The 25,840-nt window shown below is 69.5% G+C and carries 29 protein-coding genes and 4 tRNA genes; 12 read left to right on the top strand and 21 right to left on the bottom strand.

Going from position 1 to position 25,840, the window contains the following annotated elements:
- Window positions 1–6: 6 nt before the first annotated feature.
- Entirely contained in the window at window positions 7–1,500 is a 1,494-nt protein-coding gene (locus WU80_RS01015) for a carotenoid oxygenase family protein (protein WP_055401246.1), read from the bottom strand.
- Window positions 1,501–1,571: 71 nt separating this feature from the next.
- On the opposite strand from WU80_RS01015, the gene WU80_RS01010 reads away from it, so the two are divergent.
- Window positions 1,572–2,246, top strand: coding sequence for a TetR/AcrR family transcriptional regulator (locus WU80_RS01010; protein WP_055401272.1), 675 nt, complete (start codon window positions 1,572–1,574; stop codon window positions 2,244–2,246).
- Window positions 2,247–2,295: 49 nt separating this feature from the next.
- On the opposite strand, the gene rplL is transcribed toward WU80_RS01010, so the two are convergent.
- From rplL to WU80_RS00985, 5 genes are all read right to left on the bottom strand, one after another.
- The gene (rplL, locus tag WU80_RS01005) at window positions 2,296–2,688 is read right to left on the bottom strand and encodes a 50S ribosomal protein L7/L12 (RefSeq protein WP_055401244.1); all 393 of its coding nucleotides are present in this window, start codon (window positions 2,686–2,688) and stop codon (window positions 2,296–2,298) included.
- A 33-nt stretch (window positions 2,689–2,721) separates the two neighbouring features.
- Complete coding sequence (rplJ, locus tag WU80_RS01000; protein ID WP_055401242.1) at window positions 2,722–3,357, bottom strand: 50S ribosomal protein L10; 636 nt, start codon at window positions 3,355–3,357, stop codon at window positions 2,722–2,724.
- A gap of 259 nt (window positions 3,358–3,616) precedes the next feature.
- A complete protein-coding gene (locus tag WU80_RS00995; protein ID WP_055401240.1) occupies window positions 3,617–4,525 on the bottom strand; it encodes an ROK family protein in 909 nt (302 codons plus the stop codon).
- 5 nt (window positions 4,526–4,530) lie between these two features.
- Window positions 4,531–5,142 (bottom strand): hypothetical protein, encoded by a 612-nt coding sequence (locus WU80_RS00990; RefSeq protein ID WP_055401238.1) that lies wholly within the window; start codon window positions 5,140–5,142, stop codon window positions 4,531–4,533.
- Entirely contained in the window at window positions 5,139–9,293 is a 4,155-nt protein-coding gene (locus tag WU80_RS00985) for an NEW3 domain-containing protein (protein WP_055401236.1), read from the bottom strand. Before WU80_RS00985 ends, WU80_RS00990 begins: the two co-directional genes overlap by 4 nt.
- 61 nt (window positions 9,294–9,354) lie before the next feature.
- On the opposite strand from WU80_RS00985, the gene WU80_RS00980 reads away from it, so the two are divergent.
- The 7 genes from WU80_RS00980 to WU80_RS00950 all read left to right on the top strand — a co-directional run bounded on the left by WU80_RS00980 (window position 9,355) and on the right by WU80_RS00950 (window position 16,340).
- Complete coding sequence (locus tag WU80_RS00980; RefSeq protein WP_055401270.1) at window positions 9,355–9,927, top strand: DinB family protein; 573 nt, start codon at window positions 9,355–9,357, stop codon at window positions 9,925–9,927.
- A gap of 144 nt (window positions 9,928–10,071) precedes the next feature.
- Entirely contained in the window at window positions 10,072–11,418 is a 1,347-nt protein-coding gene (locus WU80_RS00975) for an AarF/ABC1/UbiB kinase family protein (protein ID WP_055401234.1), read from the top strand.
- Window positions 11,418–12,326, top strand: a complete 909-nt coding sequence (locus WU80_RS00970) for an alpha/beta fold hydrolase (RefSeq protein ID WP_055401232.1) — start codon at window positions 11,418–11,420, stop codon at window positions 12,324–12,326. Before WU80_RS00975 ends, WU80_RS00970 begins: the two co-directional genes overlap by 1 nt.
- Before the next feature lie 88 nt (window positions 12,327–12,414).
- Window positions 12,415–13,275: a cyclopropane mycolic acid synthase family methyltransferase gene (locus WU80_RS00965; RefSeq protein WP_055401230.1), complete on the top strand. Its 861-nt coding sequence runs from the start codon at window positions 12,415–12,417 to the stop codon at window positions 13,273–13,275.
- A gap of 148 nt (window positions 13,276–13,423) precedes the next feature.
- Entirely contained in the window at window positions 13,424–14,320 is an 897-nt protein-coding gene (gene mmaA4 / locus WU80_RS00960) for a hydroxymycolate synthase MmaA4 (RefSeq protein ID WP_055401268.1), read from the top strand.
- Window positions 14,321–14,414: 94 nt separating this feature from the next.
- Window positions 14,415–15,113 carry a YciI family protein gene (locus tag WU80_RS00955; RefSeq protein ID WP_055401228.1) on the top strand — a complete coding sequence of 233 codons (699 nt, stop codon included), beginning with the start codon at window positions 14,415–14,417 and terminating at the stop codon, window positions 15,111–15,113.
- 9 nt (window positions 15,114–15,122) lie between these two features.
- Window positions 15,123–16,340, top strand: coding sequence for an RNA polymerase sigma factor (locus WU80_RS00950; protein WP_055401226.1), 1,218 nt, complete (start codon window positions 15,123–15,125; stop codon window positions 16,338–16,340).
- Window positions 16,341–16,349: 9 nt separating this feature from the next.
- Here the strand turns inward: WU80_RS00950 and rplA are convergent, their stop codons facing one another.
- From rplA to WU80_RS00890, 12 genes are all read right to left on the bottom strand, one after another.
- Window positions 16,350–17,057 (bottom strand): 50S ribosomal protein L1, encoded by a 708-nt coding sequence (gene rplA / locus WU80_RS00945; protein WP_007167783.1) that lies wholly within the window; start codon window positions 17,055–17,057, stop codon window positions 16,350–16,352.
- Window positions 17,058–17,133: 76 nt separating this feature from the next.
- Window positions 17,134–17,562 carry a 50S ribosomal protein L11 gene (gene rplK / locus WU80_RS00940; RefSeq protein ID WP_055401224.1) on the bottom strand — a complete coding sequence of 143 codons (429 nt, stop codon included), beginning with the start codon at window positions 17,560–17,562 and terminating at the stop codon, window positions 17,134–17,136.
- Window positions 17,563–17,604: 42 nt separating this feature from the next.
- Complete coding sequence (nusG, locus tag WU80_RS00935) at window positions 17,605–18,360, bottom strand: transcription termination/antitermination protein NusG (protein ID WP_055401222.1); 756 nt, start codon at window positions 18,358–18,360, stop codon at window positions 17,605–17,607.
- A gap of 25 nt (window positions 18,361–18,385) precedes the next feature.
- Window positions 18,386–18,841, bottom strand: coding sequence for a preprotein translocase subunit SecE (secE, locus tag WU80_RS00930; RefSeq protein ID WP_055401220.1), 456 nt, complete (start codon window positions 18,839–18,841; stop codon window positions 18,386–18,388).
- 93 nt (window positions 18,842–18,934) lie between these two features.
- A tRNA-Trp gene (locus WU80_RS00925) sits at window positions 18,935–19,007 on the bottom strand.
- A 144-nt stretch (window positions 19,008–19,151) separates the two neighbouring features.
- Window positions 19,152–19,652 (bottom strand): (3R)-hydroxyacyl-ACP dehydratase subunit HadC, encoded by a 501-nt coding sequence (gene hadC, locus WU80_RS00920; RefSeq protein ID WP_055401218.1) that lies wholly within the window; start codon window positions 19,650–19,652, stop codon window positions 19,152–19,154.
- Window positions 19,653–19,655: 3 nt separating this feature from the next.
- The gene (gene hadB, locus WU80_RS00915) at window positions 19,656–20,084 is read right to left on the bottom strand and encodes a (3R)-hydroxyacyl-ACP dehydratase subunit HadB (RefSeq protein WP_055401216.1); all 429 of its coding nucleotides are present in this window, start codon (window positions 20,082–20,084) and stop codon (window positions 19,656–19,658) included.
- Window positions 20,071–20,550, bottom strand: coding sequence for a (3R)-hydroxyacyl-ACP dehydratase subunit HadA (hadA, locus tag WU80_RS00910; protein WP_055401214.1), 480 nt, complete (start codon window positions 20,548–20,550; stop codon window positions 20,071–20,073). Before hadA ends, hadB begins: the two co-directional genes overlap by 14 nt.
- 50 nt (window positions 20,551–20,600) lie before the next feature.
- Entirely contained in the window at window positions 20,601–20,768 is a 168-nt protein-coding gene (gene rpmG / locus WU80_RS00905) for a 50S ribosomal protein L33 (protein ID WP_007167776.1), read from the bottom strand.
- Window positions 20,769–20,823: 55 nt separating this feature from the next.
- Window positions 20,824–20,897: transfer RNA gene (locus tag WU80_RS00900), tRNA-Met, on the bottom strand.
- A 49-nt stretch (window positions 20,898–20,946) separates the two neighbouring features.
- Window positions 20,947–21,019 (bottom strand) — tRNA-Thr (locus WU80_RS00895).
- A 73-nt stretch (window positions 21,020–21,092) separates the two neighbouring features.
- Window positions 21,093–21,305 (bottom strand): type II toxin-antitoxin system VapB family antitoxin, encoded by a 213-nt coding sequence (locus tag WU80_RS00890; protein ID WP_055401212.1) that lies wholly within the window; start codon window positions 21,303–21,305, stop codon window positions 21,093–21,095.
- Window positions 21,306–21,416: 111 nt separating this feature from the next.
- Between WU80_RS00890 and WU80_RS00885 the strand changes: the two genes are divergently transcribed.
- The 4 genes from WU80_RS00885 (at window position 21,417) to WU80_RS00875 (ending at window position 23,738) form a co-directional block, all read left to right on the top strand.
- Complete coding sequence (locus WU80_RS00885; protein ID WP_055401210.1) at window positions 21,417–22,130, top strand: MBL fold metallo-hydrolase; 714 nt, start codon at window positions 21,417–21,419, stop codon at window positions 22,128–22,130.
- 411 nt (window positions 22,131–22,541) lie between these two features.
- Window positions 22,542–22,642 (top strand) — tRNA-Glu (locus tag WU80_RS25745).
- Window positions 22,643–22,719: 77 nt separating this feature from the next.
- Entirely contained in the window at window positions 22,720–23,022 is a 303-nt protein-coding gene (locus WU80_RS25740) for a hypothetical protein (RefSeq protein WP_156349472.1), read from the top strand.
- Window positions 23,023–23,042: 20 nt separating this feature from the next.
- Window positions 23,043–23,738 carry a crotonase/enoyl-CoA hydratase family protein gene (locus WU80_RS00875; RefSeq protein WP_055401208.1) on the top strand — a complete coding sequence of 232 codons (696 nt, stop codon included), beginning with the start codon at window positions 23,043–23,045 and terminating at the stop codon, window positions 23,736–23,738.
- Window positions 23,739–23,913: 175 nt separating this feature from the next.
- Here the strand turns inward: WU80_RS00875 and cynS are convergent, their stop codons facing one another.
- Genes cynS through WU80_RS00860 form a run of 3 tightly spaced genes read right to left on the bottom strand, consistent with a single transcriptional unit; the run spans window position 23,914 to window position 25,681 of the window.
- Window positions 23,914–24,378 (bottom strand): cyanase, encoded by a 465-nt coding sequence (gene cynS, locus WU80_RS00870; RefSeq protein ID WP_055401206.1) that lies wholly within the window; start codon window positions 24,376–24,378, stop codon window positions 23,914–23,916.
- Window positions 24,379–24,390: 12 nt separating this feature from the next.
- Window positions 24,391–25,140 carry a class I SAM-dependent methyltransferase gene (locus tag WU80_RS00865; protein WP_055401204.1) on the bottom strand — a complete coding sequence of 250 codons (750 nt, stop codon included), beginning with the start codon at window positions 25,138–25,140 and terminating at the stop codon, window positions 24,391–24,393.
- Window positions 25,141–25,165: 25 nt separating this feature from the next.
- Entirely contained in the window at window positions 25,166–25,681 is a 516-nt protein-coding gene (locus WU80_RS00860) for a nitroreductase family protein (RefSeq protein ID WP_055401202.1), read from the bottom strand.
- Window positions 25,682–25,840: the final 159 nt, after the last annotated feature.

Raw genomic sequence — 25,840 nt, 5'->3', positions numbered from 1 at the left:
CGCGCGTTAGCCAGTGGGCGCCCAGTTGCCGTGGAACCCCATCGGCACCCGCTGCGGCAGATGCACCGTGGCCACGGCCTCGAGCGTCCCCGCGTCCAGCAACACCAGCTGACCCTCGTCGCGGCCGCGGTGATACCCGTAGCCCATCAGAATGCCGTCGTCCTCGGCTGCTTGTTTTTCGGCGGCGCCGGGGTTGGGCACAAAGGACATCTCGCCGAGCAAAAGGTCGGGATCCAGCGGCGCGACCTCGCGGGCGCCGGTCGCGTAGTCGTGCTTGTACAGCGCGGACGCGCCACCGGCGAAGTACGCACCGACGGTGTAGCCGAACCGGTGCGGCGCGCCCAGCAGGTCCTCGTTGATGCGGGGAAACTCCTGCGGCTCATCGTCGCGGCATTCGGTGGCCACGGCCCCAGTCGCCAGGTTGATGGTCCAGCGGTCCAGCGTGGGCGGGGCCTCGCCGGGACCGCGCCGGTCGCGGTCGAACATCCGCTCGTAGCGCACCACGTCGAGCACCAAAACCTCGGCCCCGCCCCGCATCTCGGAGTAGGCGTTGAGCGGGTGGTAGACGTAGCAGGGTTCGATGTCGAACCAGCGAATGTCCTTGTTGGCGCCCTCGCGCGGCATCACCCCGATGCGCGCCGGGTAATTCGGGTTCCAGGCATACGGCATCCGGTCGGAGTGCTTGGGGCTGCGGTTGGTCGCTACCGTGACCGGGCTCGGCAGCCGCACGCGCCCGATCAGCGACTGCATGGCCAGCCGGGCCGGCGCGCTCAGCCAGCGCGGCATGTGCACCGGCAACACCTGGATCGGGTCGAAGGTCACCGGCAGGTCGTAGATCACAACGTATTTGTCGGTCAGCGAGAAGTCGTGCATCATCGGCGAGCCTGACACCTCGATGTCGACGGTGCGACGGGCCCGCCCCCGGGTGTCGATCACCGAATACTGCACGGTCCGCCCGCGCGCGAATGAGTAAGAGACGGCGTGCAATTCGCCGGTGCGCGGGTCGCGGTGCGGGTGGGCGGTGTAGCCGCCGGCCAGGGTGCCGTCGAAGTCGCACGTCCCGACGGTGTCCAGCTCGTCGGTGAGCTCGTAGTTGGCCACCCCGCCCTCGACCAGCGCCAGGGTCCGCCCGGCGTGGGTGAGGACGTCGGTGTTGGCACCCAGCGACAGCATGCCCGCGCGGGGGTCGAGCCGGCCCGGCGCCCGCTCGCCCAGGGCGGCGCACAGCGACAGGCTGCGCACCCAGCGGTTGCGGTACCAGCGGGCCTTGCCGTCGCTCAGCGCCACGCCGTGCACCATCCCGTCGCCGCTGAACCAGTGATACGTGGCGGGGTCGACCTCTTCGGCGGGGTTGGGTCCGTTGCGCAGGTAGCGCCCGTCGAGGTGTTCCGGGATGCGCCCGGTGACCGGCAGGTCGGTCGCGGTGACCTCGGCGGCCACCGGCGCCAGCAGGCCCTCGAGATAGGGGTTCCGGGCTTCGGCGGTTTGCGTGGACGTCATCTCCGAGCTCCTATAACATTGATATGACGTTGTTATAGGAACCGTACGCCGCCGATGGGAAGATGGCAACGATGACCGCAGAGGTTGCACAGCCGCAGCGCAATGTGCGCGACGAGATGCTGTCCGCCGCGGTCGACCTGCTGCACGAACACGGCCCCGACGCGTTGCAGACCCGCAAGATCGCCGGCGCGGCGGGAACCTCGACGATGGCGCTGTACACCCATTTCGGCGGGATGCGCGGGCTGATCGCCGAGGTGGCCGAGGAAGGCCTGCGCCAGTTCGACGCCGCGCTGACGGTGCCGCAGACCGCCGACCCGGTCGCGGACCTGTTCGCCACCGGTGCCGCCTACCGGCGCTACGCGATCGAGCACCCGCACATGTATCGGCTGATGTTCGGCAGCACCAGCGCGCACGGCATCAACGCGCCGGCGGGCAACGTGTTGGCGCTGACGGTCGCCGAGATCGAGCGGGACATCCCCAGCTTCGCCCACGTCGTGCGGGCGGTGCAGCGATCGATGCGGGCGGGCCGGATCACCGTCGGCACCGCCGACGACGACCTCGCGGTGGTCAGCACGGCGGCCCAGTTCTGGGCGCTGGTGCACGGGTTCGTCATGCTCGAGCTCGCCGGCTTCTACGGCGACGACGGCGCGGCGGTCGGCTCGGTGCTCGGCTCGATGAAGTCGAATCTGCTTGTCGCCCTGGGCGATTCACCCGAACGCGCGAAACGGTCCCTGCGGCTGGGCTGAGCGCACGAAACCCCCGGAAGGTCGCTTCCGGGGGTTTCGTGACGTCGGGCTACTTGACGGTGACGGTGGCGCCGGCGGCCTCGAGCTTGGTCTTGGCCTCGTCGGCGGCCTCCTTGGCCACCTTCTCCAGCAGCGGCTTGGGCGCGCCGTCGACCAGGTCCTTGGCCTCCTTGAGGCCCAGGCCGGAGACGATCTCGCGGACCACCTTGATGACGCCGATCTTCTTGTCGCCGGCGGCCTCGAGGATGACGTCGAACTCGGACTGCTCCTCGGCGGCCTCGGCGGGCGCGCCACCGGCGGCCGGGCCGGCCGCGGCGACGGCGACCGGAGCGGCCGCGGTGACCTCGAAGGTCTCCTCGAACTTCTTGACGAAGTCGGAGAGCTCCAACAGGGTCATTTCCTTGAAGGCGTCGAGCAGGTCGTCGGTAGACATTTTCGCCATGGTGTGTGGGTCCTTCCTGGTTTGGGTTTGGGGTTATTCGGCTTCGGCCGGGGTTTCAGAAGATTCCGTGGGCGCTTCCGAAGCTGGTTCCGGGGCGGGCTCCGCCGCCTCGGGGGCCGCAGTCGCTGCCGGGGCTGCCGGGGCTGCCGGGGCTTCAGCGGCCTTCTTTTCCTGCAGCGCGGCCGCCAGGCGGGCGACCTGCGAGGCCGGGGCGTTGAACAGGCCGGCCGCCTTGGCGAGGTTGCCCTTCATGGCGCCGGCCAGCTTGGCCAGCAGCACCTCGCGCGACTCCAGGTCGGCGATGCGCTCGACCTCGGCGACGGTCAACGCGCGACCGTCCATGTAGCCACCCTTGATGACCAGCGCCTTGTTGTCCTTGGCGAAGGTCTTGATGGCCTTGGCGGCGTCGACGGGCTCGCCGGTGACGAACGCGATGGCGGTCGGCCCGGCGAACAATTCGTCGAGACCCTCGACGCCGGCCTCCGACGCCGCCCGCTTGATCAGCGTGTTCTTGGCGACCGAGTACGTGGCCGACCCGCTCAGCGAGCGGCGCAGCTCGGCCAGGTTGGCCACGGTCAGACCGCGGTACTCGGTGATCAGGGTGGCGGTCGCCTCCCTGAACTGCTCGGCGATGTCGGCGACGGCGGTGGCTTTGTCAGCCTTAGCCATGCGTACCTCCTGAAATGAAAGCCATGCGACGTGTCGTCTGTGATCACCCGAAAACGACGAACGCCCCGGCGCAGGATGCGGCCGGGGCGTGAAAAACGCCGGCGCGTGCCGGCGCTGCTGCCTCGTCCTCCTGCGTGGGCCGCCGGGATGCTCCCGGACCTTCAACCGATTGCTCGGTGACCGACGGTCTTCGGTGGATCGGCAACCAGGATAGCCTGGCCGTCCCCCGTCAGCCAAAACGGCGGCGTTCGGCGGCCGCTCAGCCCAGACCGGCCAGCCGGGCCGCGCCGACCAGGCCGGCCTGGCCGCCGAGTTCGGCGGGCACCACTCGCAGCCCGGCCACGAAGTCCAGGCGGGCGTATTCGGCCAGCTTCTCCCGTAACGGGTCGAAGAGCAGGCCGCCGGAGTTGGCGACCCCGCCCCCGATGACGACGAGGTCCAGGTCGCAGACGGCGCCGACCGAGGCGATCATCGCCGCCAACGCGGTGGCGCCCCGGCGAAACGCCCGGCCCGCCAACGCGTCCCCGGCCGCCGCGGCGGCGGCCAGCTCCCGCGCGCCCGCCGTCGGCGGCGCGGACCAGCCGTTGGCCCGCGCCCAGCGCACCATCGACGGCCCGGACGCGATGGCTTCGACGCAGCCGCGGCCGCCACACACGCAGGGCGGCCCGGCGTCCTCCACCACCACGTGCCCGACGTGACCGGCGTTGCCGGTGCGGCCGGTGTACGGGATCCCGCCGAGCACGAGCCCGCCGCCCACGCCGGTGGACACCACCATGCCCAGCATGAAGCCGGCGCTGCGACCCGCGCCGCGCCAGTGCTCGCCCAGCGCCATGCACAGCCCGTCGCCGCCGAGCCGCACGGGCACCCCCGGCACCGCGGCCGCGACGCGGTCGCGCAGCGGGAACCGTTGCCACCCTTTGATATTGACCGGGCTGACGGTGCCGGCGGACAGGTCGATGGGCCCGGCCGAGCCGATGCCCACCGCGGCCACGCCGCCGTCGGCCGCGCGCAGCGCGTCGGCGATCGCCGCGTCGACCGCGGCCCACACCTGTTCGGCCGCGCCGCCGCCCGGCGTGGGCCGGATGACCGTGTGCACCAGCGCGCCCGCGGGGTCGGCGAGGCCGGCGGCGATCTTGGTGCCGCCGATGTCCAGGCAGAGGGTGAGCATCGCGATCAGTGCCGGTGGACGTTGTCGGGTTGGCGGGGGTCGCCGGGATGCTCGTAGCCGGGAGACAGCCGCACCAGCTCGGCCCGTCGCGCGTCCAGCCACACCCGGAACGCGCGCCGCCGCGCGGCGCCCAGCAGATGCGCGGCGATCAATGGCCGCACGTCGGCCAGCGGCGGGGAGACCGGCGACGGGGAGCGCCAGCCGTGCGGCCGGCGGCTCGGCTCGGCGAACCGCAGCGGGTTGCGGGCGTGGTACGCGGCCACCTCCTCATCCGTGACGCGCACCGCGGCGGTGACATCGGCGAACAGGGCCCGGGCGCGGGGGTCCGCCAGCGCGGCCGCGGCCACGCTGCCGATTTCCAGCCGGGCCGTCGCGTCGGGCAACAGCTGCGCCTCGCTCGGCGCGCCGCGCCCGCTGAGGCCGCGCGCTTCGGCCTCGGCCGCGACCACCCGCTCGGTCACGATCAGCTGGGTCAGCCAGCGCCGCAGTTGCCGCCCCTCCCCGGTGCCGCCGGCCGGCAGGGCGGCCGCGCCGGGTCCGCCGCGCAACCGCGCCTCGGCCGCATCGACCTCGTCGACCAACACCGGGGCGCCGGCCACCGTCGCCACCACGCTCATGTCACGCGCACCTCCACCGCCGGGGTGTAGAGCAGCCGGCCGGCGCAGCCGACCCGGACCAGGGCCCACCACCGGCCGGGCTCCAGCCCGGGCGGCGGGGTCACCGAGAAGCGGAGGCCAACGGTGCCGCGGGCGGGCAGCACCGCGCCCACCGCGGCGGGGCCCAGCCACTCCCAGGTGCCCCACGGGCTGATCAGGTGGGCCTCGAGCGCCAGGTCCGCCCCGGCGCGGCTGCCGACCGTGACGGTCAGCGCCGCCGTGCCGCCGGCGGGCAACTCCACGCCGGCCGGCCCCTCGGCGAGGTAGATCAGCTCGGCCTCGTCGCGGGCGCCGACCTCGACCAGGCACACGTCCTCGACGGTCTGGCGCCACGCCTCCGGGATCTGGTCGCCGCCGAGGCGGAGCTGCGCGCGCACGGGGTAGCGCCCCGGGTCGACGCCGGCCGGCACCGACACGGCCACGTCGGCCTCGCGGTGCTCGCCGCCGCGCAGGGTGAGGGGCAGCTCGTCGGGCTTGGCCGACCAGCCCTCCGGACACACCAGGGTGACCGTCCCGGTCACGGTGGCGTCGCTGCAGTCGCTGGCCGCGGTGAGGCGCAGCACGACCTCGTCGCCCGGCTCGGCTTGCACCCGCGCGGGATGCAGGTGAGCGACCGCCGGCAGCCCGCCGAGCGGCGCCGGGCCCCGGTTGTGCAGCCAGTAGCGCGCGTACAACGGCTGGGCGGCCTCGGCATCGGGGGCCAGCGCGCGGGATCGCGCGGGGGCGTGGGGAGCGTCGAATCGGGCCAGCACGGTGGCCACCTGGCAGCCGTGCAGCTCGAGCGGGCGCCGGCCCGCGCCCGGGGCTTCCAGGTCGGCTTCGAGGAGGTCGGCGCCGCGCGGGTCGCCGATGGCGCCGACGTCCGAGCCGAGCGTCACGCCGGTCCCCGGCCCCGTCGTCTCCACCAGGCGCAGCGCCACCTCGCGCGGGTCGACCGGTCGGGCGCGGCCCGCCGCCAGCGGGTTGCCGGCCGCCTTGAGGGCCGCGAGCTGCACCGCGCCGGCGGGCTCGACGGTCAACAGGGAGCCGACCGCGGGCAACGGGCCCGGCGCCCGGCCGGTGGCGACGGCGAGCAGCGGGTGGGAGAACTCCGCGCTGCGGGCGGGGACCCGGGCGCGCCGCCAGTCGCCGTCGCCGCAGACCAGCGCGTAGTCGAAATCGTGCGTCCAGTGCTGGAGTTGGAAGTTCGAGCCGTCCGGGGCGGTGCGGCGCGGTTCGTCGATCCAGGTGCCCGAGGGCCAGCCGGTGCAGGAGCGCATCAGCGCGGTGTGCAGAGTCCCGTCGGTGTCGACGGCGAAGCTGGGCACGCCCCGGTTGAGCAGGGCGACGGTGCGGTCCTCGAACTCGCCGCCGACGGCAGGCGCCCGCTGGCTGACTGAGATTTCCGCGTCGGCGAGGTCCTCGACCAACGCGGCGATCGCGGCGGCCAGGCTGTCGTCGTCGCGGCCGGCGATCACCAGCACCGGCAGCGCCGACGGCGCGCGCAGGTCGGCGCCGGGCGTCCACACCGCCGCGAGCGGCGTCGCGGCCGGCACCCACACCCGCGCCCGGCCCGTCGCCGCGAGCTGGCGGTCGAGCTCCTCGCGGTACGGCCCCAGCGCCGCGTCGGCGAAGGCGTTGCGGGCCGGTCCGCCCAGCGCGATGCGCACGTCGGGCAGGTTCGAATCGACGTCGAGGTGGCCGTAGCGCTGCTTGGCGGCGCCGCTGCAGGTGGCCGTCACCCCGGCGCGGACCAGCGCGACCATCAGCTCGCGCGCGAGCGGTCCCGACACCGCCTCGTCGGGCGTCACCACCTCTGCCACCGAGATCGCCCGCACGCTGTCGCCGACCCGGACCCGCGCCGCCGAGGACAGGCCGAACCAGCCGTGGGCAGGGTTGTCCAGCGTCCACGGGTGCCGCGCGGTGTCCACCGAGCGCGGGCCGTCGTGCAGCAGGGCGAACCCGCGCCCGACGACGGCGTCGCCGACCTCGCTGACCGGCATGGCGCCCGGCACCGGGCAGGGCCAGCGCAGCCGCACCAGGCGGTCGGCGCCGGTGAACCCGTCGATGGTGGTGCGGCAGTCCAGCCGCGGCACGCCGCGCCACAGCGTCAGGGTCTGGGTGTAGCGCAGCAGGGCGCCGATCCGCCCGGTGACGACGAGCCGCTGCCCCAGCGGGCCGTGGTAGGCCTGCGCGGCGGCCGGCGACTCCGACGAGCACACCACCGGCCCCTTGGGCAGCAGGTGCCACGGGCCCTCGCCCTGCGTCGGGTGCGACGCGTACTCCTCGTAGACGGCCAGCTCGTTGCCCACCCGGCCGGCGGCGATCAGTTCGCGGCCGTCGCGAACCAGCGACGCGACTCCCCCGCCGCGCGCCGGATCGACCGCGACGCGGAAATGCTCGTTGGCGATCACCGGGCCGGGCACCGGCTCCCAGCCGGTGGGCTCGCCGCCGGGAACCAGCCGGTAGGCCCGCCACCCAAGCGACGGCACGTCACGCGCCAGCCAGGTCACCGACCGGCCGCCCTGGCCGACGTGCGCGGGCAGCTCGGCGCCGTCGATGTCCAGCACCCGGGCCCCCGCGGCCAGCGGCGGGTCGAGCCGCGCGGTGACGACGTCGGTGCGCGGCTGCGCCAGCGGATTCCAGACGACGACGTCACCGCCGACGGTTTCCGACAGCACCGCCAGCGACGCGTCGCGGGCGGCGCGGCCCAGCTCCCAGGCGTCTCGCCAGCCGGTCAGCAGATCGAGGTAGACCTGGTCGGATTCCGAGCCGGTGATGGCGTCGTGGTGCGCCCCGTAGGCCAGCTGCACCCACGCCTTGGCCAGCGCCGCCTGCGGATACTCGGCGCCACCCAGCAGCCCGGCGAACACCGCGAAGCGCTCGGCCTCCAGCACGGCGTGCTCGGCGGCCCGGTTGGCCTGTTTGGTGTCGATGTACGACACGTCCTTGCCGGTGTAGATCGGGTTCATGTCGCGGGTCTGCGGTGACGGGGCGCGGCCGCGCTCGGCCAGTTCGGCGCGCACGGCGGCGAAGAACTCCCGCGGCAGCGCGCAGACGAACCGCGGCCAGGTGTAGCGCTCGGCCCAGTCGCGGTGGATGGCGGTGACCCATTTGTTCGGCGGCGTGTAGTCGGTGCCGACGGGCAGCAACACGTTGCGCGTCAGCGCCACCTGCTTCAGCAGCTCGAACTGCTCGAGGGTGGCCTCCTCGGCCTCGGCCAGCGAGGTCGACGAGTCCATCCACCAGCCCGCCGAATAATGGGCGGGCATGTAGTGGGTGAGCAGTCCGCGCCCAGACGGCGAAATCCACTCGAACTCGCTGCTGAACTGCATGCGGTTCACGTCGCCGCCGCCCAACGCCGGGCCCCATTGGTGGTGCGGGCCGCGCGCCCACGAGCTCGACGTCAGCCCGGCGTCGGCGGCCATCCCGGGGAATTGCGGGTCGTGCCCGAACACGTCCAGCTGCCAGGCGGTCTGCGGGTGGGCGCCCAGCACGTCGCGCTGGAACCCGATGCCGTGCACCAAATTCCGGATCGTGGTCTCCGGGCCGGTGAGGTTGGTGTTGGGTTCGTTGTACGTGCCGCCCATCACCTCGACGCGGCCCTGCGCGATGAACCGGCGCAGGTCGGCGCGGTCCTCGGGCCGGGTGTCCCAGTACGGCTTGAGGTAGTCCACCTCGGCCAGCACGAACTTGTACTCGGGCTCCCGTCGGGCCATCTCCAGGTGCGCGTGCACCAGCTCGAAGCCATTGGTCTGCCGCGCGCGCCCCGGCGGGTCCTCGGCCCACTCGCTCGTGTACGCGCCCTGGGTGTTCCACCAGACCGGGTCGTAGTGGAAATGGCTGACCATGAACATGGTCCAGCCGGGCTCGCCGACGACGAATTCGAAGGACTCGACGAATTCGCCCGCGTGCACCCGTGCCGCCCGCCGCTCGCCGACCACGGGGTTGCGCACCGCGACCGGCACCTCGACCAGCTCGCCCGCGGCCACCGCCTCGCCGGCCAGGCCGTCGCCGTCCACGCGGACCCGCGTCGACGCGGCGGGGCCGCGGAGCGTGACGCGGACCAGCTGCAACGGCGCGTCCGGCGGCCCGACGAAAAGCTCGGTCGAGCGCGCCGAAACCAGCTGCATCCCCGCACTTTACGGCGCGCCGGCGATCTACGATCTGCTAATGCCCGCCCTCGCCCCGCCCGTGGCCGACGAACGCAGCGCCCTGCGCGAATACCTGGCGTTTCACCAGAGCGCGTATTTCGCGGTCAGCTACGGCCTCACCGACGAACAGGCCCGGTCCACGCCCTCGGTGAGCGCGCTGTCGATCGGCGGTCTGATCAAGCACGCCACCGGGATGCAGCGCAGCTGGATGAGCCGGGTCGCCGCCGCGCCGGACGCGCCCCCGAAAGACACCCGCCCGTTCGAGCAGATTTCGCAAGAGTTCGCCGACCAGCACGTGATGCGGCCCGACGAGACGCTGGACGGGCTGCTGCGGGCGTTCGAAGCCCAGAACGCCGAATCGCTGCGGCTGGTCGAGACCGCCGACCTCGACGCGGCCGTACCGGTTCCCAAGGACATCCCCTGGTTTCCGAAGAATCAGGAGGCCTGGTCGGTGCGCTGGGTGATCCTGCATGTGATCAACGAGCTGGCCCGGCACGCCGGGCACGCCGACATCATCCGCGAAACCATCGACGGCGCCACCATGTACGAGCTGATCGCGGGGCTGGAGGGCTGGGCGATCCAGGGCTGGGTGCAGCCCTGGCGGAAGCCGTGAGCGCCCGGCCGTCACCGAACGTGTAATCAGGGCGGAATTCGGCCCCGAACGTCGCCGTGAGTGCACGCTCGGCGGCCCGAGCGTGGAGTGAGCGCGGTCACAGCGAATTGGAGCTTGACACCGCCGATTTGGCAGACTGCTGGAATGAGTTCTACCAAGCATCGCGAGGTGGCCAGGCTCGACCGGGTGCCGCTGCCGGTCGAAGCGGCCCGGGTGGCCGTGACCGGATGGCAGGTCACTCGCACCGCCGCCCGCGTCGTCAGCAAGCTGCCGGGCAAGGGCCCGTGGCAGCAGAAGGTGATCAAGCAGCTCCCGCAGACCTTCGCCGACCTCGGCCCGACGTACGTCAAGTTCGGGCAGATCATCGCGTCCAGCCCGGGGGCGTTCGGCGAATCGCTGTCCCGCGAGTTCCGCGGCCTGCTCGACCGGGTGCCCCCCGCCGACACCGACGAGGTGCACAAGCTGCTCGCCGAGGAGCTCGGCGGCGACCCCGCGGAGCTGTTCGCCAAGTGGGAAGAGGAGCCGTTCGCGTCGGCGTCGATCGCGCAGGTGCACTACGCGACCCTGCACACCGGCGAAGAGGTCGTCGTCAAGATCCAGCGCCCGGGGATCCGCCGCCGCGTCGCGGCCGACCTGCAGATCCTCAAGCGCTTCGCCCAGGCCGTCGAGCTGGCCAAGCTGGGTCGCCGGCTTTCGGCGCAGGACGTGGTCGCCGACTTCTCCGACAACCTGGCCGAGGAGCTGAACTTCCGGCTGGAGGCGCAGTCGATGGACGCGTGGGTCTCGCACCTGCACGCCTCGCCGCTGGGCCGCAACATCCGGGTGCCGCAGGTGCACTGGGACTTCACCTCCGAGCGGGTGCTGACCATGGAGCGGGTGCACGGCATCCGCATCGACGACGTGGCCGCCATCCGCAAGGCCGGGTTCGACGGGGTCGAGCTGGTGAAGGCGCTGCTGTTCTCGCTTTTCGAGGGCGGGCTGCGGCACGGGCTGTTCCACGGCGACCTGCACGCGGGCAACCTCTACGTCGACGACCAGGGCCGCATCGTGTTCTTCGACTTCGGGATCATGGGTCGCATCGACCCCCGCACCCGGTGGCTGCTGCGCGAGCTGGTGTACGCGCTGCTGGTCAAGAAGGACCACGCCGCGGCCGGCAAGATCGTGGTGCTGATGGGCGCCGTCGGCACCATGAAGCCCGAGGCCCAGGCGGCCAAGGACCTCGAGAAGTTCGCCACCCCGCTGACCATGTCGACGCTGGGCGACATGTCCTACGCCGACATCGGGCGCCAGCTGTCGACGCTGGCCGACGCCTACGACGTCAAGCTGCCCCGCGAACTGGTCTTGATCGGCAAGCAGTTCCTCTACGTCGAGCGGTACATGAAATTGCTCGCGCCCAAATGGCAGATGATGTCCGACCCGCAGCTGACCGGTTACTTCGCCAACTTCATGGTCGAGGTGAGCCGCGAGCACCAGTCGGACGTCGAGGTCTGATGGAGATCCGCGCCGGGAACGCCACCTCGGGCGGCGAGGTGAAGCTGTATTACGAGGACATGGGCGACGTCGACGCCCCGCCGGTGCTGCTGATCATGGGGCTGGGCGCGCAGCTGCTGCTGTGGCGAACCGGCTTCTGCGAGCGGCTGGTCGACCACGGGCTGCGCGTCATCCGGTACGACAACCGCGACGTCGGCCTGTCGACCAAGACCCGGCATCGCGGCGCGGGCCAGCCGCTGCTGACGCGGTTGGCCCGCTCCTGGGTGGGCCTGCCCAGCCAGGCGGGATACAAGCTCGAGGACATGGCCGACGACGCCGCGGCCGTGCTCGATCACCTGGGCATCGAACGCGCGCACATCGTGGGCGCGTCGATGGGCGGCATGATCGCCCAGATCTTCGCCGCGCGGTTCCGCGAGCGGACGAAAACCCTGGCAATCATCTTCTCCAGCAACAATGCGGCGTTCCTGCCCCCGCCCGGCCCTCGCCAATTGCTGGCGCTGATCAAGGGGCCGGCGCCGAGCTCGCCGCGGGACGTGATCGTCGACAACGCGGTTCGGGTCAGCAAGATCATCGGCAGCCAGCGGTATTTGGCGCCCGAGGAGCAGCTGCGCGCCGAGGCCATCGAAAGCTACGAACGCAGCTATTACCCCTGGGGCGTCGCCCGGCATTTCGACGCCGTGCTGGGCAGCGGCAGCCTCAAACGCTACAACCGGCGAATCGCCGCCCCGACCGTCGTGATCCACGGTCGGGCCGACAAGCTGATGCGGCCGTTCGGCGGCCGCGCGGTGGCCAGGGCCATCGACGGCGCTCGATTGGTGTTATTCGACGGGATGGGACATGATCTGCCCCAGCAGTTGTGGGATCAGGTCATCGGCGTGCTGACGAGCAACTTCGCCAACGCGAGCTGAACCAAAATCACTCGGACGAAACGCTTCCCCTGCCATCTCAGTCCGCGTCGCCAAGTTGTACGGTTGTCCAAGGAGGTGGGTCTACCCGATGGCAAAGCTGAAGCCGTATTACGAAGAGTCGCAGGCGACCTACGACATTTCAGACGACTTCTTCGCGCTGTTCCTCGACCCCAACATGGTCTACACCTGCGCCTATTTCAAGAACGACGACATGACGCTGGAAGAGGCGCAGCTGGCCAAGCTGGATCTGGGGCTGGAGAAGCTGAAGCTCGAGCCGGGCATGACGTTGCTCGACGTCGGGTGCGGCTGGGGCGGGGCCGTGGTCCGAGCGGTCGAGAAGTACGACGTGAACGTCATCGGAATCACGCTCAGCCGAAACCACTACGCGCGCACCAAGGCACGGCTGGAGGCCATCGAAACGACGCGCCGCGTCGAGGCCCGGCTGCAGGGCTGGGAGGAGTTCGACGAGCAGGTCGACCGGATCATGAGCTTCGAGGCCTTCGACGCGTTCAAAAAGGAACGCTGGCCCGCGTTTTGGGATTGGGCCTACAAGACGCTGCCCGACGACAGCCGGATGATGATGCACAGCATCTTCACCTATCCGCAGTCGCAGTGGAAAGAGCGCGGCATCCCGATCACCATGTCGGATCTGCGTTTCTTCCATTTCCTCGGAAAGGAAATCTTTCCCGGCGGCCAGATGTGCGGCGAGACCGATATCGTCGACTACGCGCAAGCCAGCGGTTTCGCGATCGAGCAAATCGAATACCTGCGGCCGCATTACGCGCGGACCCTGGACACGTGGGCGGCCAATCTGGAAGCCAATCGGGAACGCGCGATCGCCATTCAGTCCGAAGAGGTCTACAACCGCTTCATGCGTTATCTGACGGGGTGCGCCGAGCTCTTCCGCAAGGGCATCTCGAACGTCGCCCAGTACACGCTCACCAAGTAGCTCCCCGCCGGCCCGGGTTCGCCACGCCCCGCGCCGACGGCCAGGCGATTCACGCTGCAAACGTAGACTTCGGTATCGTTGCACGTCACACCCCGAGCACATGCGTGGGCAGTAAGCAGTGAACTTCATCCAGGAGAACAAGACGAAAATGGCTGATCAACCGGCTAGCCCCACGAAGATACGGACGGCTCCCGAAGACATTCAGGCGCACTACGACGTCTCCGACGACTTCTTCGCCTTGTTCCAGGACCCGACCAGGATCTACAGCTGCGCCTACTTCGAGCGCGATGACATGACGCTGGAAGAGGCGCAGTACGCCAAGATCGACCTGAACCTGGACAAGCTGGACCTCAAGCCGGGCATGACCCTGCTGGACATCGGCTGCGGCTGGGGCACCACCATGAAGCGCGCCGTCGAGCGGTTCGACGTCAACGTGATCGGCCTGACCCTGTCGAAGAACCAGCACGCCCGCTGCGAGCAGCTGCTGGCGTCGATCGACACCGACCGTTCGCGGGAGGTCCGCCTGCAGAACTGGGAGGACTTCAACGAGCCGGTCGACCGGATCGTGTCGATCGAGGCCTTCGAGCACTTCGGGCACGAGAACTACGACGACTTCTTCAAGCGGACGTTCGACATCATGCCCGAAGACGGCCGGATGACCGTGCAGAGCAGCGTCAGCTACCACCCGTATGACCTGGCCGCCCGCGGCAAGAAGCTGACCTTCGAGACGGCCCGGTTCATCAAGTTCATCATCACCGAGATCTTCCCGGGCGGCCGGCTGCCGTCCACCCAGATGATGGTCGACCATGGCGAGAAGGCGGGTTTCGTTGTGCCCGAACCGCTTTCACTGCGGCCGCATTACATCAAGACGCTGCACATCTGGGGCGACAACCTTGAGGCCAACAAGGACAAGGCCATCGAGGTCACCTCCGAAGAGGTCTACAACCGCTATATCAAGTACCTGCGCGGGTGCGAGCACTACTTCACCGACGAGGCGCTTGACGTCAGCCTGGTGACCTACCTCAAGCCGGGGGCCGCCGCCTAGAAGTCCGCGCCTGTCGGATTGGGGCTGCGTCGTTCGTCGGATAGGTAGAGAGTGGAGCACGGGGCTTCGCTCACTACCTGGAGGTGACGACACCATGCAGTACTTCGCCTTATTGATCAGCAGGGAGCAAGACCGCACGCCCGACGACCCGGCCGCCACGATGGCGGCGTGGCAGAACTTCCACGCCAACGCCGGGTCGGCGATCAAGGCGGGCGACGCGCTGGCGCCGGCCGCCGCCGCGGCGGTCATCACCGGCGGCCCGGACGCGCCGACGGTCACCGACGGCCCGTTCGCCGAATCCGCCGAGGTGGCTTGCGGCTACTACGTGTTCGAGGCCGACAACCTGGACGAGGCGATCGCGCTGGCGCGCGACGTCCCGCTGGCCCAGGTCGGGGCCGTCGAGTTGTGGCCGGTGGTCCACGCGATCGAGCCGACCCGCCGGCTCACCGGAAACGACTGGCTGGCGCTGCTGCTGGAACCCCCCGCGTCGGCCCACACGCCCGGCACCCCGGAATGGGAGGCCGTGGCGGCCCGTCACGCCGAGCTTCACGCGGCCGCGGGCGACCACATCCTGGGCGGCGCCGCGTTGCACGACCGGACCACCGCGACGACGGTGCGGGTGCGCGACGGCGAGGTCCTGATCACCGACGGGCCCTACGTGGAGGGCGCCGAGATCGCCACCGGCGTCTACCTGCTCGGCGCCGCGGATCGCGACGAGGCCGTCAAGCTGGCGTCGATGATCCCAGCTTCGACCGTGCAGGTGCGTCAACTGGCCGGCCTCTCCGCGCTCTAACCGTCGCGAATGCCCAACCTGGACGGCGTCTTTCGGCAGGAGTGGGGACCCGCGGTCGCCGCGCTCGCGCGGTGGTCCGGCGACCTCACCATCGCGGAGGACGCCGTCCAGGAGGCCTGCGCCGAGGCGCTGCGCAGCTGGGGCCGCGACGGCATGCCGGCCAATCCCGGGGGCTGGCTGGTGACCGTGGCCCGCAACCGAGCCCGCGACCGGCTGCGCCGCGAATCCGCCCGCCCAGGAAAGGAATTGGCGGCCGTGGTTGACGAGATTCGGGCCCGCACCGATCACACCGATCCGTCCCCCGTCCCCGACGACGAGCTGCGGATGATGTTCACCTGCGCGCACCCCGCCCTGGACCGCCCGTCACAGCTGGCGCTCACCCTGCGGCTGGTGTCGGGGCTGACCGTCACCGAGATCGCCCGCGCGCTGCTGCAGACCGAGGCGGCGATCGGCCAGCGAATCACGCGCGCCAAGAACAAGGTTCGGCACGCCAACATCCCGCTGCGGGTGCCGCCGGCCGAGCTGCTGCCCGAACGCACCCCGCACGTGCTGGCCTGCATCTACTCGGTGTTCACCGAGGGCTATTGGTCCACGGCGGGCCCGTCGGCGATTCGCGACGAGCTGTGCGACGAGGGGATCCGGCTGGCCGGTGAGCTGTGCGCGCTGATGCCGCAGGAGCCCGAGGCGCACGCGCTGGCCGCCCTGATGATGCTGCACGATTCGCGGCGGGCCACCCGCGTCGACGACAGCGGGATGCTGGTGCCGCTGGAGGAACAGGACCGCCGCCGGTGGGACCGCGGCCGCATCGCCCGGGGGCTGGATCGGCTCCGCCGGGCCGAGGGGTCGACGGGCCCCTATCTGCCGCAGGCGGTGATCGCCGCGCTGCACGCGACGGCGCCGTCCTGGGAGCAGACCGACTGGGCCACCATCTGCGCGGCCTACGACCGGCTGCTGCGGGTGACCGACTCGCCGGTGGTGCGCGCCAACCGCGCGCTGGCCGTCGGCCTTCGCGACGGCCCCGACGCGGGGCTGGCCGCCCTCGACGAGGTGGCGCACGACCCCCGGTTGAGCCACTCGAACCTGCACGCGACCGTGCGCGCCGACCTACTGCGGCGCGCGGGCAGGCCGGCCGACGCCGCCTCCTGGTATCGAAAGGCGTTGGCGCTCAACGGCTCCGAGCCGGGCCGCGAGTTTCTGCGGCGCCGCATCGCCGAGTGCGGCGGCTAGCCTCAGGCCTCAGGCCTCCGCGAAGTTGCGCGTGACGGACGGGTCCACCGGGATGCCCGGGCCCGTGGTCGTCGACACGGTGATCTTCTTCAGGTAGCGGCCCTTCGAGGCGGACGGCTTGAGCCGCAACACCTCATCAAGCGCGGCGCCGTAGTTCTCGGCGAGGGCCTTCTCGTCGAAGGACGCCTTGCCGATCACGAAGTGCAGGTTGGCCTGCTTGTCGATGCGGAAGTTGATCTTGCCGCCCTTGATGTCGGCCACGGCCTTGGCCACGTCCGGGGTCACGGTGCCCGTCTTGGGGTTGGGCATCAGGCCGCGCGGGCCCAGCACGCGGGCGATGCGGCCGACCTTGGCCATCTGGTCGGGCGTCGCGATCGCGGCGTCGAAGTCCAGGAAGCCGCCCTGGATCTTCTCGATCAGGTCGTCGCTGCCGACGATGTCGGCGCCGGCGGCCTGCGCCTGCTCGGCCTTGTCGCCCACCGCGAACACCGCGACGCGGGCCGTCTTGCCGGTGCCGTGCGGCAGGTTGACGGTGCCGCGCACCATCTGGTCGGCCTTGCGCGGGTCGACGCCGAGCCGGATCGCCACTTCGACCGTCGCGTCCTGCTTGGCCGACGCGGTCTCCTTGGCGAGCTTGGCCGCCTCCAGCGGGCTGTACAGGTTGTTGCGGTCCACCTTCTCGGCGGCCGCGCGGTATGCCTTGCTGTTCTTGCTCATTGATTCATCCAATCTGGTGTTGGGTCGTGGTCGGCGGGCCGAAGCTGGCCCTCCCACGGGGTCGAACTATGCCCGCCTATTCGACGGTGATCCCCATCGACCGGGCGGTGCCGGCGATGATCTTGGCGGCCGCGTCGATGTCGTTCGCGTTGAGATCGGTCTTCTTGGTTTCGGCGATCTCCTTGACCTGGTCCCAGGTGACCTTGGCGACCTTGGTCTTGTGCGGCTCGGCCGAGCCCTTGCCCACGCCGGCCGCCTTCAGCAGCAGCTTCGCCGCGGGCGGCGTCTTGAGCGTGAAGGTGAAGCTGCGGTCCTCGTAGACCGTGATCTCCACCGGGATGACCTGACCGCGCTGGTTCTCCGTGGCCGCGTTGTAGGCCTTGCAGAACTCCATGATGTTGACGCCGTGCTGGCCGAGCGCGGGTCCGACCGGCGGCGCGGGGTTGGCCTGGCCGGCCTGGATCTGCAGCTTGATCAGCCCAACGACTTTCTTCTTCGGGGCCATGAGTGTTCGGTATTCCTTCCGTGACTGGGCTTGATCGCCCGGTTAGATCTTGGAGACTTGGCTGAACGTCAACTCCACCGGCGTCTCCCGGCCGAAGATCGACACCAGCACCTTGAGCTTCTGCTGTTCGCCGTTGACCTCGCTGATGGTCGCCGGCAGCGTGGCGAACGGCCCGTCCATGACCGTCACCGATTCGCCGACCTCGTAGTCGACCTCGACGGTCGGGCGCTCCAGCCCGCCGGCCTCGGCGGCGGCCGCGGTGGTGGCGGCGCCCTTGGCGGCCTTCTTGGCCGCGCCCCGCGGCAGCAGGAACTTGACCACGTCGTCCAGCGTCAGCGCCGACGGTCGCGATGTCGCCCCGACGAACCCGGTGACGCCCGGCGTGTTGCGCACCGCGGCCCACGAGTCGTCGGTCAGGTCCATGCGCACCAGGATGTAGCCGGGCAGCACCTTGCGGTTGACCTGCTTGCGCTGACCGTTCTTGATCTCGGTGACCTCTTCGGTGGGCACCTCGACCTGGAAGATGTAGTCGCCGACGTCCAGGTTCTGCACGCGCGTCTCGAGGTTGGCTTTCACCTTGTTCTCGTAGCCCGCGTAGGAGTGGATGACGTACCAGTCACCGGGCTTGCTGCGCAGCTCCGCCTTGAGCGCGGCCGCCGGGTCGACCTCTTCGGCCGACTCCTCGGGCGCCTCGGCCGAAGTGGCTTCTTCGGTCGTCTCCTGGGCCTCGGTGTCCTCGGCGCGCTCTTCTACGTCGACCGCTTCACCCGCGGACGTGTCACCGTCGAAGGTAGTCACGGTTTAGTCCTCTCTATCTTCTCGCTCAGCCGAACACCAGCAGCACAAGCTTGGTGAGGCCGAAATCCGCGAGGCCGACCAGCGCCACCATGAAGGCCAGGAACGCCAGCACCACCGACGTGTACGTGAGCATCTGCTTGCGGTTGGGCCAGATGACCTTCCGCATCTCCGCAACCACCTGCTTGAGGTAGTTGAAGACGAACACGAACGGGTTGGCCGAACGGTCCCCGGGCTTCTTGGGCTTTTTGGCCTTCTTGGCTTTGCCGCCCTTGGCGGTCTTGTCCTCCTTGGCGGCCTCGACCTCGCCCGCCGATTCTACGTCGGCGTCGTCGCCGGCATCGGCCGCCCGCTGCCGGGATCGTTTGCCGCTGGGGCGCTGCGGCCGCGTCACCACAGCAGTCCGGCCGCCACTCGCGCGGTCGTCCTCCCTGTCAGCGCCGTCGCTTGTGGCGTCGTTGGCAGCTTCGCCTTCGTCGCTCACCGCATGCTCCTTAAGTTTGCTCGTGTCCCGCGGGCCGTCCCGGTGGTGAAGGCCACTATTCCAGTGTCCACCATGGCACGACTTTCAAGTCAGCAGGGGCGACAGGACTTGAACCTGCAACCTGCGGTTTTGGAGACCGCTGCTCTGCCAGTTGAGCTACGCCCCTTCGCGGTTGGCAGGCCAACCTGCGCTTACCTACCGGGGCTTACATGACACGCGCGCTCCCCGATTGCTCGAATCCCGGAAAGCGCGCTAATGCTGGGAAAACCCCGAGGTCCGAGTGTACATCGACGCGCGAGTCAGATACTAATTACGCCGTTCTCATGACCTGGCCGGACTCCGGGTCCCATTTGAGGTTCGCCGACTGGTCGGCGTACTGGCTCATCAGCGTGGTGTAGGACTGCAAGACCACCTCGCCCCGCTCGTTCGTGCAGGTGTTCTTGGTGACGACGATGTCGGCGCCGAAGCGCTCGTCCACCGAGTGGATGTCCATCCGCGCCCAGAGCTTGTCGCCGGCCTTGATCGGCTTGGAGAACACGAACCGCTGGTCGACCTGGACGATCACCAGGGTTTCCATGCCGATGTCGACGTGCCGGAAGAAATCCAGCTGGACCAGCTTGGCGAAGATGGTCGCATAGGTCAGCGGCGCCACGATCGCGTCGTGACCCAGTTCGGCGGCCGCGTCTTCGTCGAAATGGGCGGGGTGGCGGTTCTTGATGGCCTGCGCGAACTGCCGAAGCTGCTCACGCCCCACCACGAAGTAGTCCGGGTACCGCCAGATCATTCCCCGGATGTCGGTCTTGAGCGCCATGGGCTACGCGAGAATCGCGGACGCGATGGCCCTGCCGAAGATTTTCTTGCCGCCGGTGGTCGCCGTGAGCGCAATGGTCACGGACTTGGTTTCCGGGTCGACGGATTTCACCCGGCCGCTGAAGACCAGCTCGGCGCCCTTGCCGTCGTTGGGGACCGGGACCACCGCGGTGAACCGCACGTTGTACTCGGTGACCGCGCCGGGGTCACCGATCCACGAGGTGACGTACCCGCCGCCGATGCCCATGGTCAGCATGCCGTGCGCGATCGCGGTGTCCAGCCCGACGACCTTGGCCATCTCGTCATCCCAGTGAATCGGGTTCAGGTCACCCGAGACACCCGCATAATTCACCAGGTCCTGCCGGGTCAGCGGGTAGGTCTTCTCGGGAAGCTGGTCGCCCACCTTCACCGAGCTGAACTCACGCAGTGGCATCAGAAAATCCCTCTTCTCCATCCTCACCGGCACGGCCCGCCAGGGTCGTGTAGGTCTCCTGCACGACGTCACCGGCTTGGTTGGTGACGATGTTCTTGGTCACGATGATCTGGGTGCCGTGCGAAACCCGCATCGAGTCGACGTAGACGTCGCAGTACAGCCTGTCGCCCGCCACGATCGGCGCCATGAACTTCAGCACCTGGTCGACCTGCACGATCTTCGCGTCCTGGACGGCGACGTTCGCGTGCGCGAAGAACGCCGTCTGCGCCTGGTAGCCGAACACGCAGATGAACGTCAGCGGCGCGAGCAGGCTCCCGTAGCCCAGGTCGGCCGCCGCCTTCTCCTCGAGATAAAAGGCGTCGTCGTTCTGCACGGCGACCGCGTACTCGCGGATCTTCTCCCGCTCCACGACGTAGTGGTCGGGATAGCGGTAGTGCATCCCGACGATGCTCTCGCTTAACGGCACGGCTCTAAAATCTACCTAGTCAGTGACGAATAATCGGTCGCAGGTTCCCGCTAGCGCGTCTCTCGATGCGCCTGGTGCTTGCCGCAGTTCGGGCAGAACTTCTTCAGCTCCATGCGGTCCGGGTCGTTCCGGCGGTTCTTCTTGGTGATGTAGTTGCGGTGCTTGCACACCTCACAGGCCAAGGTGATCTTCGGCCGTACATCGGTACTGGAAGCCATGACGGTTCTCTCTCGGTTCCTTCTCGCGGGGCTCTCGCCGCGCGTTGTTGTGTTGTAGCGATGGCCGGACTCGAACCGGCGACCTAACGATTATGAGTCGTTCGCTCTAACCGACTGAGCTACATCGCCTCTGACCACCCCAGGGGTCGGGGCCGCCACGCCTGCTCGGCGTCCGCCGAGCCCCCTAACGGAATCGAACCGTTGACCTTTTCCTTACCATGGAAACGCTCTACCGACTGAGCTAAGGGGGCCGTTCACCCGAATCGGCAGTGCCGCGGGCCTAAAAGAGGGTACAACCTGGCCCACAACCGGACCAAACGGGCTTTAGGGAGCGTCGCCGCCGCCGCCGCGACGCAGCTGCCAGGCGCTGAGGTCGCTGAATTCGTCGTACACCTCGTTCGATTCATCGGCATCGGCTTCGGCGAGCAGCGTGCGCAACCCGAGGTTGACGGCCTCGCGGGCGTCGGCCAGATGGAAGCGGCGGATCGCCTCGTCAATGAGATCGACGTCGATCTCGATTTCGACCTTCTTCCTCATGCGCCAACAATACCCATGCCACCGGCGGCCAATCGCTGCTCGCGGGGGGGTGTGCGGCAAACTTCGCGGCGGCGCTGCGGGCCGTCGAAGGGCGGGTCCTAGGCTGATCACGTGTCAACAGACCGGCTGTACTTTCGGCAACTGCTCTCCGGGCGCGACTTCGCCGCCGGCGACATGTTCGCGACCCAGATGCGCAACTTCGCCTACCTGATCGGGGACCGCCAAACGGGCGACTGCGTGGTGGTCGACCCCGCGTACGCGGCCGGTGATCTCCTCGACGCGCTCGAGGCCGACGGCATGCACCTGTCCGGCGTGCTGGTGACTCACCACCACCCAGACCACGTGGGCGGATCGATGATGGGCTTCTCGCTGCAGGGCCTGGCCGATCTACTGGAGCGCAAAGCTGTGCCGGTGCACGTCAATGCCCTTGAGGCGCAATGGGTCTCGCGCGTCACCGGGATCGGCCTCGGGGACCTCACGGCCCACGAGAACCACGACAAGGTCAGCATCGGCGACATCGAGATCGAGCTGCTGCACACCCCGGGTCACACGCCCGGCAGCCAGTGCTTCCTGCTCGACGGCCGCCTCGTCGCCGGCGACACGTTGTTCCTGGAGGGCTGCGGCCGCACCGACTTTCCCGGCGGCGACTCCGACGAGATGTACCGTAGCCTGCAGCAACTCGCGACATTGCCCGGCGACCCGACCGTGTTCCCCGGGCACTGGTACTCGGCGGAGCCCAGCGCGGCGCTGTCGGAAGTCAAGCGTTCCAACTACGTCTATCGGGCCCGTGACCTCGCCCAATGGCGAATGTTGATGGGCGGCTGAGGCCGCCGACCGAATCGAAGCGGCAACCGGCCTGTGATATAAGCGGAGGGTGGATTCCATGGGGTGGATCCAGGACAGCTGGCACGGAATCACCAACGTCGGGTCCAGCACCTGGATCGCGTGGGCGGCGTGGGCGGCGATCGCGCTCGCGGCCATCACCTTGATCTTCACCAACCGGCAGATCACCCGCAATCGTCGGCTCGCCGCGGAGCAGACCCGGCCGCAGGTCGCGATGTTCATGGAACCGCATCCCGCCGACTGGCACGTGATCGAGTTGGTGGTCAGGAACTTCGGCCAGAGGGCGGCCTACGACATCACGTTCTCCTTCATGAACCCGCCGACGGTCGCCGAATACGAGAACGCCACCGACGGCTACGCCGACGTCGTCGAGCTGCGGCTACCCCGCGCGTTGCCGGTGCTGGCCCCGGGCCAGGAGTGGCGCATGGTGTGGGATTCGGCGCTCGACCGCGCCGAGATCGGCAGCGGGATCGAGTCCCGCTTCACCGGCACCATCCGCTACTTCGACACCCCGGAGCCCAAGCGCGGTCGGCGGTTCTGGGAGCGCGAACGCCTCCCGCTGGAAACCGAGGTGGTGCTGGACTGGGACTCGCTGCCCCCCGTCCAGCGCATCGAGCTGCTGACCACCCACGACCTGGCGAAGCGGGAGAAGCAGAAGCTGGAGCTGCTGCGCGGCCTGCTCACCTACTTCCACTACGCGAGCAAGGAAACCCGTCCCGAGGTGTTCCGCAGCGAGATCGAACGGATCAACGGTGCCGTGCGGGAAACGCAGGACCGGTGGCGCACCCGCCAGCTCGACGACCCCACCGATGTCAGCCTGCGCTGGAGTGAGGCCGAGGACGACCTCGGCAAACACCACAATCAGCACGCGTGACGGCAAGGAGCCAGCAACCGATGAGCGGCCCGGTCCACTACAGCCTCAAGGATTCCATCGCGGTCATCCGGATGGACGACGGCAAGGTCAACGCCCTGGGACCCACGATGCAGCAGGCCCTGGGCGAGGCGATCGACCGGGCCGAGGCGGACAACGCCGGGGCGCTGGTGATCACCGGGAACGAGCGGGTGTTCAGCGGCGGGTTCGACCTGAAGATCCTCACCTCCGGCGAGGCGCAGCCGGCGATCGACATGCTGCGGGGCGGCTTCGAGCTGTCGTACCGGCTGTTGTCCCACCCCAAGCCGGTGGTGATGGCCTGCACCGGCCACGCCATCGCGATGGGGGCGTTCCTGCTGTCGTCCGGCGACCACCGGGTGGCCGCGCACGCCTACAACATTCAGGCCAACGAGGTGGCGATCGGCATGGTCATCCCGTACGCGGCGCTGGAGATCATGAAGCTGCGGCTGACGCAGTCGGCGTACCAGCAGGCCGCCGGACTCGCGAAGACGTTCTTCGGTGAGACCGCGCTGGCCGCCGGCTTCGTCGACGAGATCGTGCTGCCGGAGATGGTGGTGAGCCGCGCCGAGGAGGCCGCGCGCGAATTCGCTGGTCTGCACCAACATGCCCACGCCGCAACGAAATTGCGCGCCCGCGCCGACGCGCTGAAGGCCATTCGCGCCGGGATCGACGGCATCGAGGCCGAATTCGGGCTGTAGGGAGCTCTCACCGCAGGTATTGGTGGACTAGAACGGCGAACGCGGTGGCCGCCGCTAGCAGCCACCGCGTTCCCTTCGCCTCCTCGTCGCCAGTGTGACACGCGCGCGGCGTGCCGTCACTTCACCCCGCTCCCCGGAACCCCTTGCACCGGTCAGCTGGGCTGGCGGGCGCCGGCTATTCCGCCGACACCCATTGGTAGGGAAGGAATTTCCCGTCCAGGGTCACCACCACGCGATCGCCCGACGGATGCGATTTCTTCTGCAGGTCGACGCTGAAGTTGATGGCGCTCATGATGCCGTCGCCGAACTGCTCGTGAATCAGCTCCTTGATGGCGCCGCCGTAGACCTGCAGCGCCTCGTAGAACCGGTAGATGGTGGGGTCCGTCGGCACGGCGGTGGGCAAACCGCCGCGCAGGGGCGGCGCGGCCAGCACACCGACCACCGAGTCGTCCAGCCCCAGCTTCTCGACGAGAATCGTTGCCAGCTCAGGCGGGATGGGGTGCTGTCCCAGCAGCGCCGAGGTGGTCCACAACACCGGCCGGCCGATCGCGTCCGCCAGCTGCTGCCAGGTCAGGCCGAGCCGAAGCCGGGCCAGCACGATCTGCTCGGTGATCTCATGTCTGTTCATGGACCCCAGCATGCACGCGCGGCCTCACCGGGGCTTCGTCGCGGTGACCAGGCGCGTGGAAAACCACGGACCGCCGTAGTACATCCGCCACCCAAGGTTGCGCCGCCGCACGTTTCGCCAACCCAGCGCCCGCAGGTGCGCGGCGTGCCGGCGGGTCTCCCACAGGTCCGCGACGGCCAGCCGGCCGCCCGGGCGCAGCACCCGCACCGCTTCGTCGAGAGCCTTGCGCCGGCCCGCGCGCGTCGGAATGTTGTGGATGGCCAGGTTGCTGACGATCACGTCGACACTGTCGTCGGCGAACGGCAGGGCGGTCATGTCGCCGGTGCGCACCTCGATGCGGTCGGCGACGTTCTCCAGCGCCGCATTGGCCATCGTGGCGTCCGGGGAGTTGTCCGTCTGGTCGGCGCGCCACAGGTCGACGCCGATCGCGCGGCCCGCCGGCAACCGCTTGGCCGCCGCGATCAGCACCGCGCCGCGGCCGCAGCCGAGGTCGAGCACCGTTTCGGCGCCGGTAAACCCGAGATCGTCGAGTATCCGGTCCCAGACCACAAACTTGCCCGCCCGCGTCGCGTACGCGTAAAGGGCTGCGCTCGAAGCGATTCCGAGGGCCGAACTCGCCGCGAGGGCCGCGGTCACCCGCTTGCCGCGCGCCCAGCTGATCGCGGACCACCCGGCCAGGGCGGCGGTTTGGACGGCGATGCCCATCACCTGCCCGCGCGCCGAAATGGTGTGAAACGACCCGTCTATTCCGTAGTCACCGCGGTGGTCGTGCACGGCAACGAGCTTACGACGGCTGCGGTCACCACCGACCGTGGTGCACGACCTCGGAGAAGGGCCGCCGGTTCGGCTTGCGGATCGGAGCGAGGGGGCGGTCGGCCGGGTACCCGAGGCCGAGCAGGAAGGCGACCAGCCGGTCCTCCGGGACGCCCAGGATGGCCCGCGCCCGTGCCTGGTCGCCCACCGACGAATGCCCGGTGCCGATGCCGAGGTCCGTCGCCGCGATCATCATCGCCATCGTGGCTTGCCCAACGTCGTAGTTGTCGGTGATCACCCGGCGCTCGTCGGGCGGGACGGGCACGACGATCGCGATCGCGGCCGCCGCGCCGGCGATGTGCCCGGCGCCCTGCCAGACCGTCGACAGCTCCCGCAGCCGGCCGCGGTCGGTGACGATCACGAAGTCCCAGGGTTGCCGGTTCTTCGCCGACGGCGCGCGCCAGCCGGCCTCGGCGATGCGGTTCAGGTCGTCCTCGGAAACCGGATCCGGCGTGTACTGCCGGACGTTGCGGCGGGCGCGGATCGCGTCCCAAGCCTCCATGCGCGCGTCCTCCTGTAGCTTTTCGGCCAATTTCGCTGTCAACGGGGGTATGGTCGTCCGAATTCCCCGGATGTGCCCGCTCGAGTTTTCATTCCGGCAGTTGCGGGAAGCCATGGTGAACCAGCTGCGCCGCCCACTCGTGTACCAGCTGAATGGCCC

This window comes from Mycobacterium sp. UM_11 (assembly GCF_001414075.1).
Taxonomy (GTDB): domain Bacteria; phylum Actinomycetota; class Actinomycetes; order Mycobacteriales; family Mycobacteriaceae; genus Mycobacterium.
Note: the sequence above shows the minus strand (reverse complement) of the source record. Positions and strands in the feature narration are given on the sequence as shown.

Bases quoted from the DNA above. Each gene is read 5' to 3' on its own strand.
- rplK (WP_055401224.1), bottom strand. From the start codon at position 17,562: ATGGCCCCGAAGAAGAAAGTCGTTGGGCTGATCAAGCTGCAGATCCAG.
- WU80_RS00890 (WP_055401212.1), bottom strand. From the start codon at position 21,305: ATGAGGAAGAAGGTCGAAATCGAGATCGACGTCGATCTCATTGACGAG.
- WU80_RS01010 (WP_055401272.1), top strand. From the start codon at position 1,572: ATGACCGCAGAGGTTGCACAGCCGCAGCGCAATGTGCGCGACGAGATG.
- WU80_RS00860 (WP_055401202.1), bottom strand. From the start codon at position 25,681: ATGGAGGCTTGGGACGCGATCCGCGCCCGCCGCAACGTCCGGCAGTAC.
- WU80_RS00965 (WP_055401230.1), top strand. From the start codon at position 12,415: ATGGCAAAGCTGAAGCCGTATTACGAAGAGTCGCAGGCGACCTACGAC.
- WU80_RS00950 (WP_055401226.1), top strand. From the start codon at position 15,123: ATGCCCAACCTGGACGGCGTCTTTCGGCAGGAGTGGGGACCCGCGGTC.
- WU80_RS00955 (WP_055401228.1), top strand. From the start codon at position 14,415: ATGCAGTACTTCGCCTTATTGATCAGCAGGGAGCAAGACCGCACGCCC.
- WU80_RS00985 (WP_055401236.1), bottom strand. From the start codon at position 9,293: ATGCAGCTGGTTTCGGCGCGCTCGACCGAGCTTTTCGTCGGGCCGCCG.
- hadC (WP_055401218.1), bottom strand. From the start codon at position 19,652: ATGGCGCTCAAGACCGACATCCGGGGAATGATCTGGCGGTACCCGGAC.
- rpmG (WP_007167776.1), bottom strand. From the start codon at position 20,768: ATGGCTTCCAGTACCGATGTACGGCCGAAGATCACCTTGGCCTGTGAG.
- cynS (WP_055401206.1), bottom strand. From the start codon at position 24,378: ATGCTGGGGTCCATGAACAGACATGAGATCACCGAGCAGATCGTGCTG.
- WU80_RS00995 (WP_055401240.1), bottom strand. From the start codon at position 4,525: ATGCTCACCCTCTGCCTGGACATCGGCGGCACCAAGATCGCCGCCGGC.
- rplA (WP_007167783.1), bottom strand. From the start codon at position 17,057: ATGAGCAAGAACAGCAAGGCATACCGCGCGGCCGCCGAGAAGGTGGAC.
- mmaA4 (WP_055401268.1), top strand. From the start codon at position 13,424: ATGGCTGATCAACCGGCTAGCCCCACGAAGATACGGACGGCTCCCGAA.
- rplJ (WP_055401242.1), bottom strand. From the start codon at position 3,357: ATGGCTAAGGCTGACAAAGCCACCGCCGTCGCCGACATCGCCGAGCAG.
- WU80_RS00975 (WP_055401234.1), top strand. From the start codon at position 10,072: ATGAGTTCTACCAAGCATCGCGAGGTGGCCAGGCTCGACCGGGTGCCG.
- hadB (WP_055401216.1), bottom strand. From the start codon at position 20,084: ATGCCACTGCGTGAGTTCAGCTCGGTGAAGGTGGGCGACCAGCTTCCC.
- WU80_RS01015 (WP_055401246.1), bottom strand. From the start codon at position 1,500: ATGACGTCCACGCAAACCGCCGAAGCCCGGAACCCCTATCTCGAGGGC.
- WU80_RS00990 (WP_055401238.1), bottom strand. From the start codon at position 5,142: ATGAGCGTGGTGGCGACGGTGGCCGGCGCCCCGGTGTTGGTCGACGAG.
- WU80_RS00970 (WP_055401232.1), top strand. From the start codon at position 11,418: ATGGAGATCCGCGCCGGGAACGCCACCTCGGGCGGCGAGGTGAAGCTG.
- rplL (WP_055401244.1), bottom strand. From the start codon at position 2,688: ATGGCGAAAATGTCTACCGACGACCTGCTCGACGCCTTCAAGGAAATG.
- WU80_RS00875 (WP_055401208.1), top strand. From the start codon at position 23,043: ATGAGCGGCCCGGTCCACTACAGCCTCAAGGATTCCATCGCGGTCATC.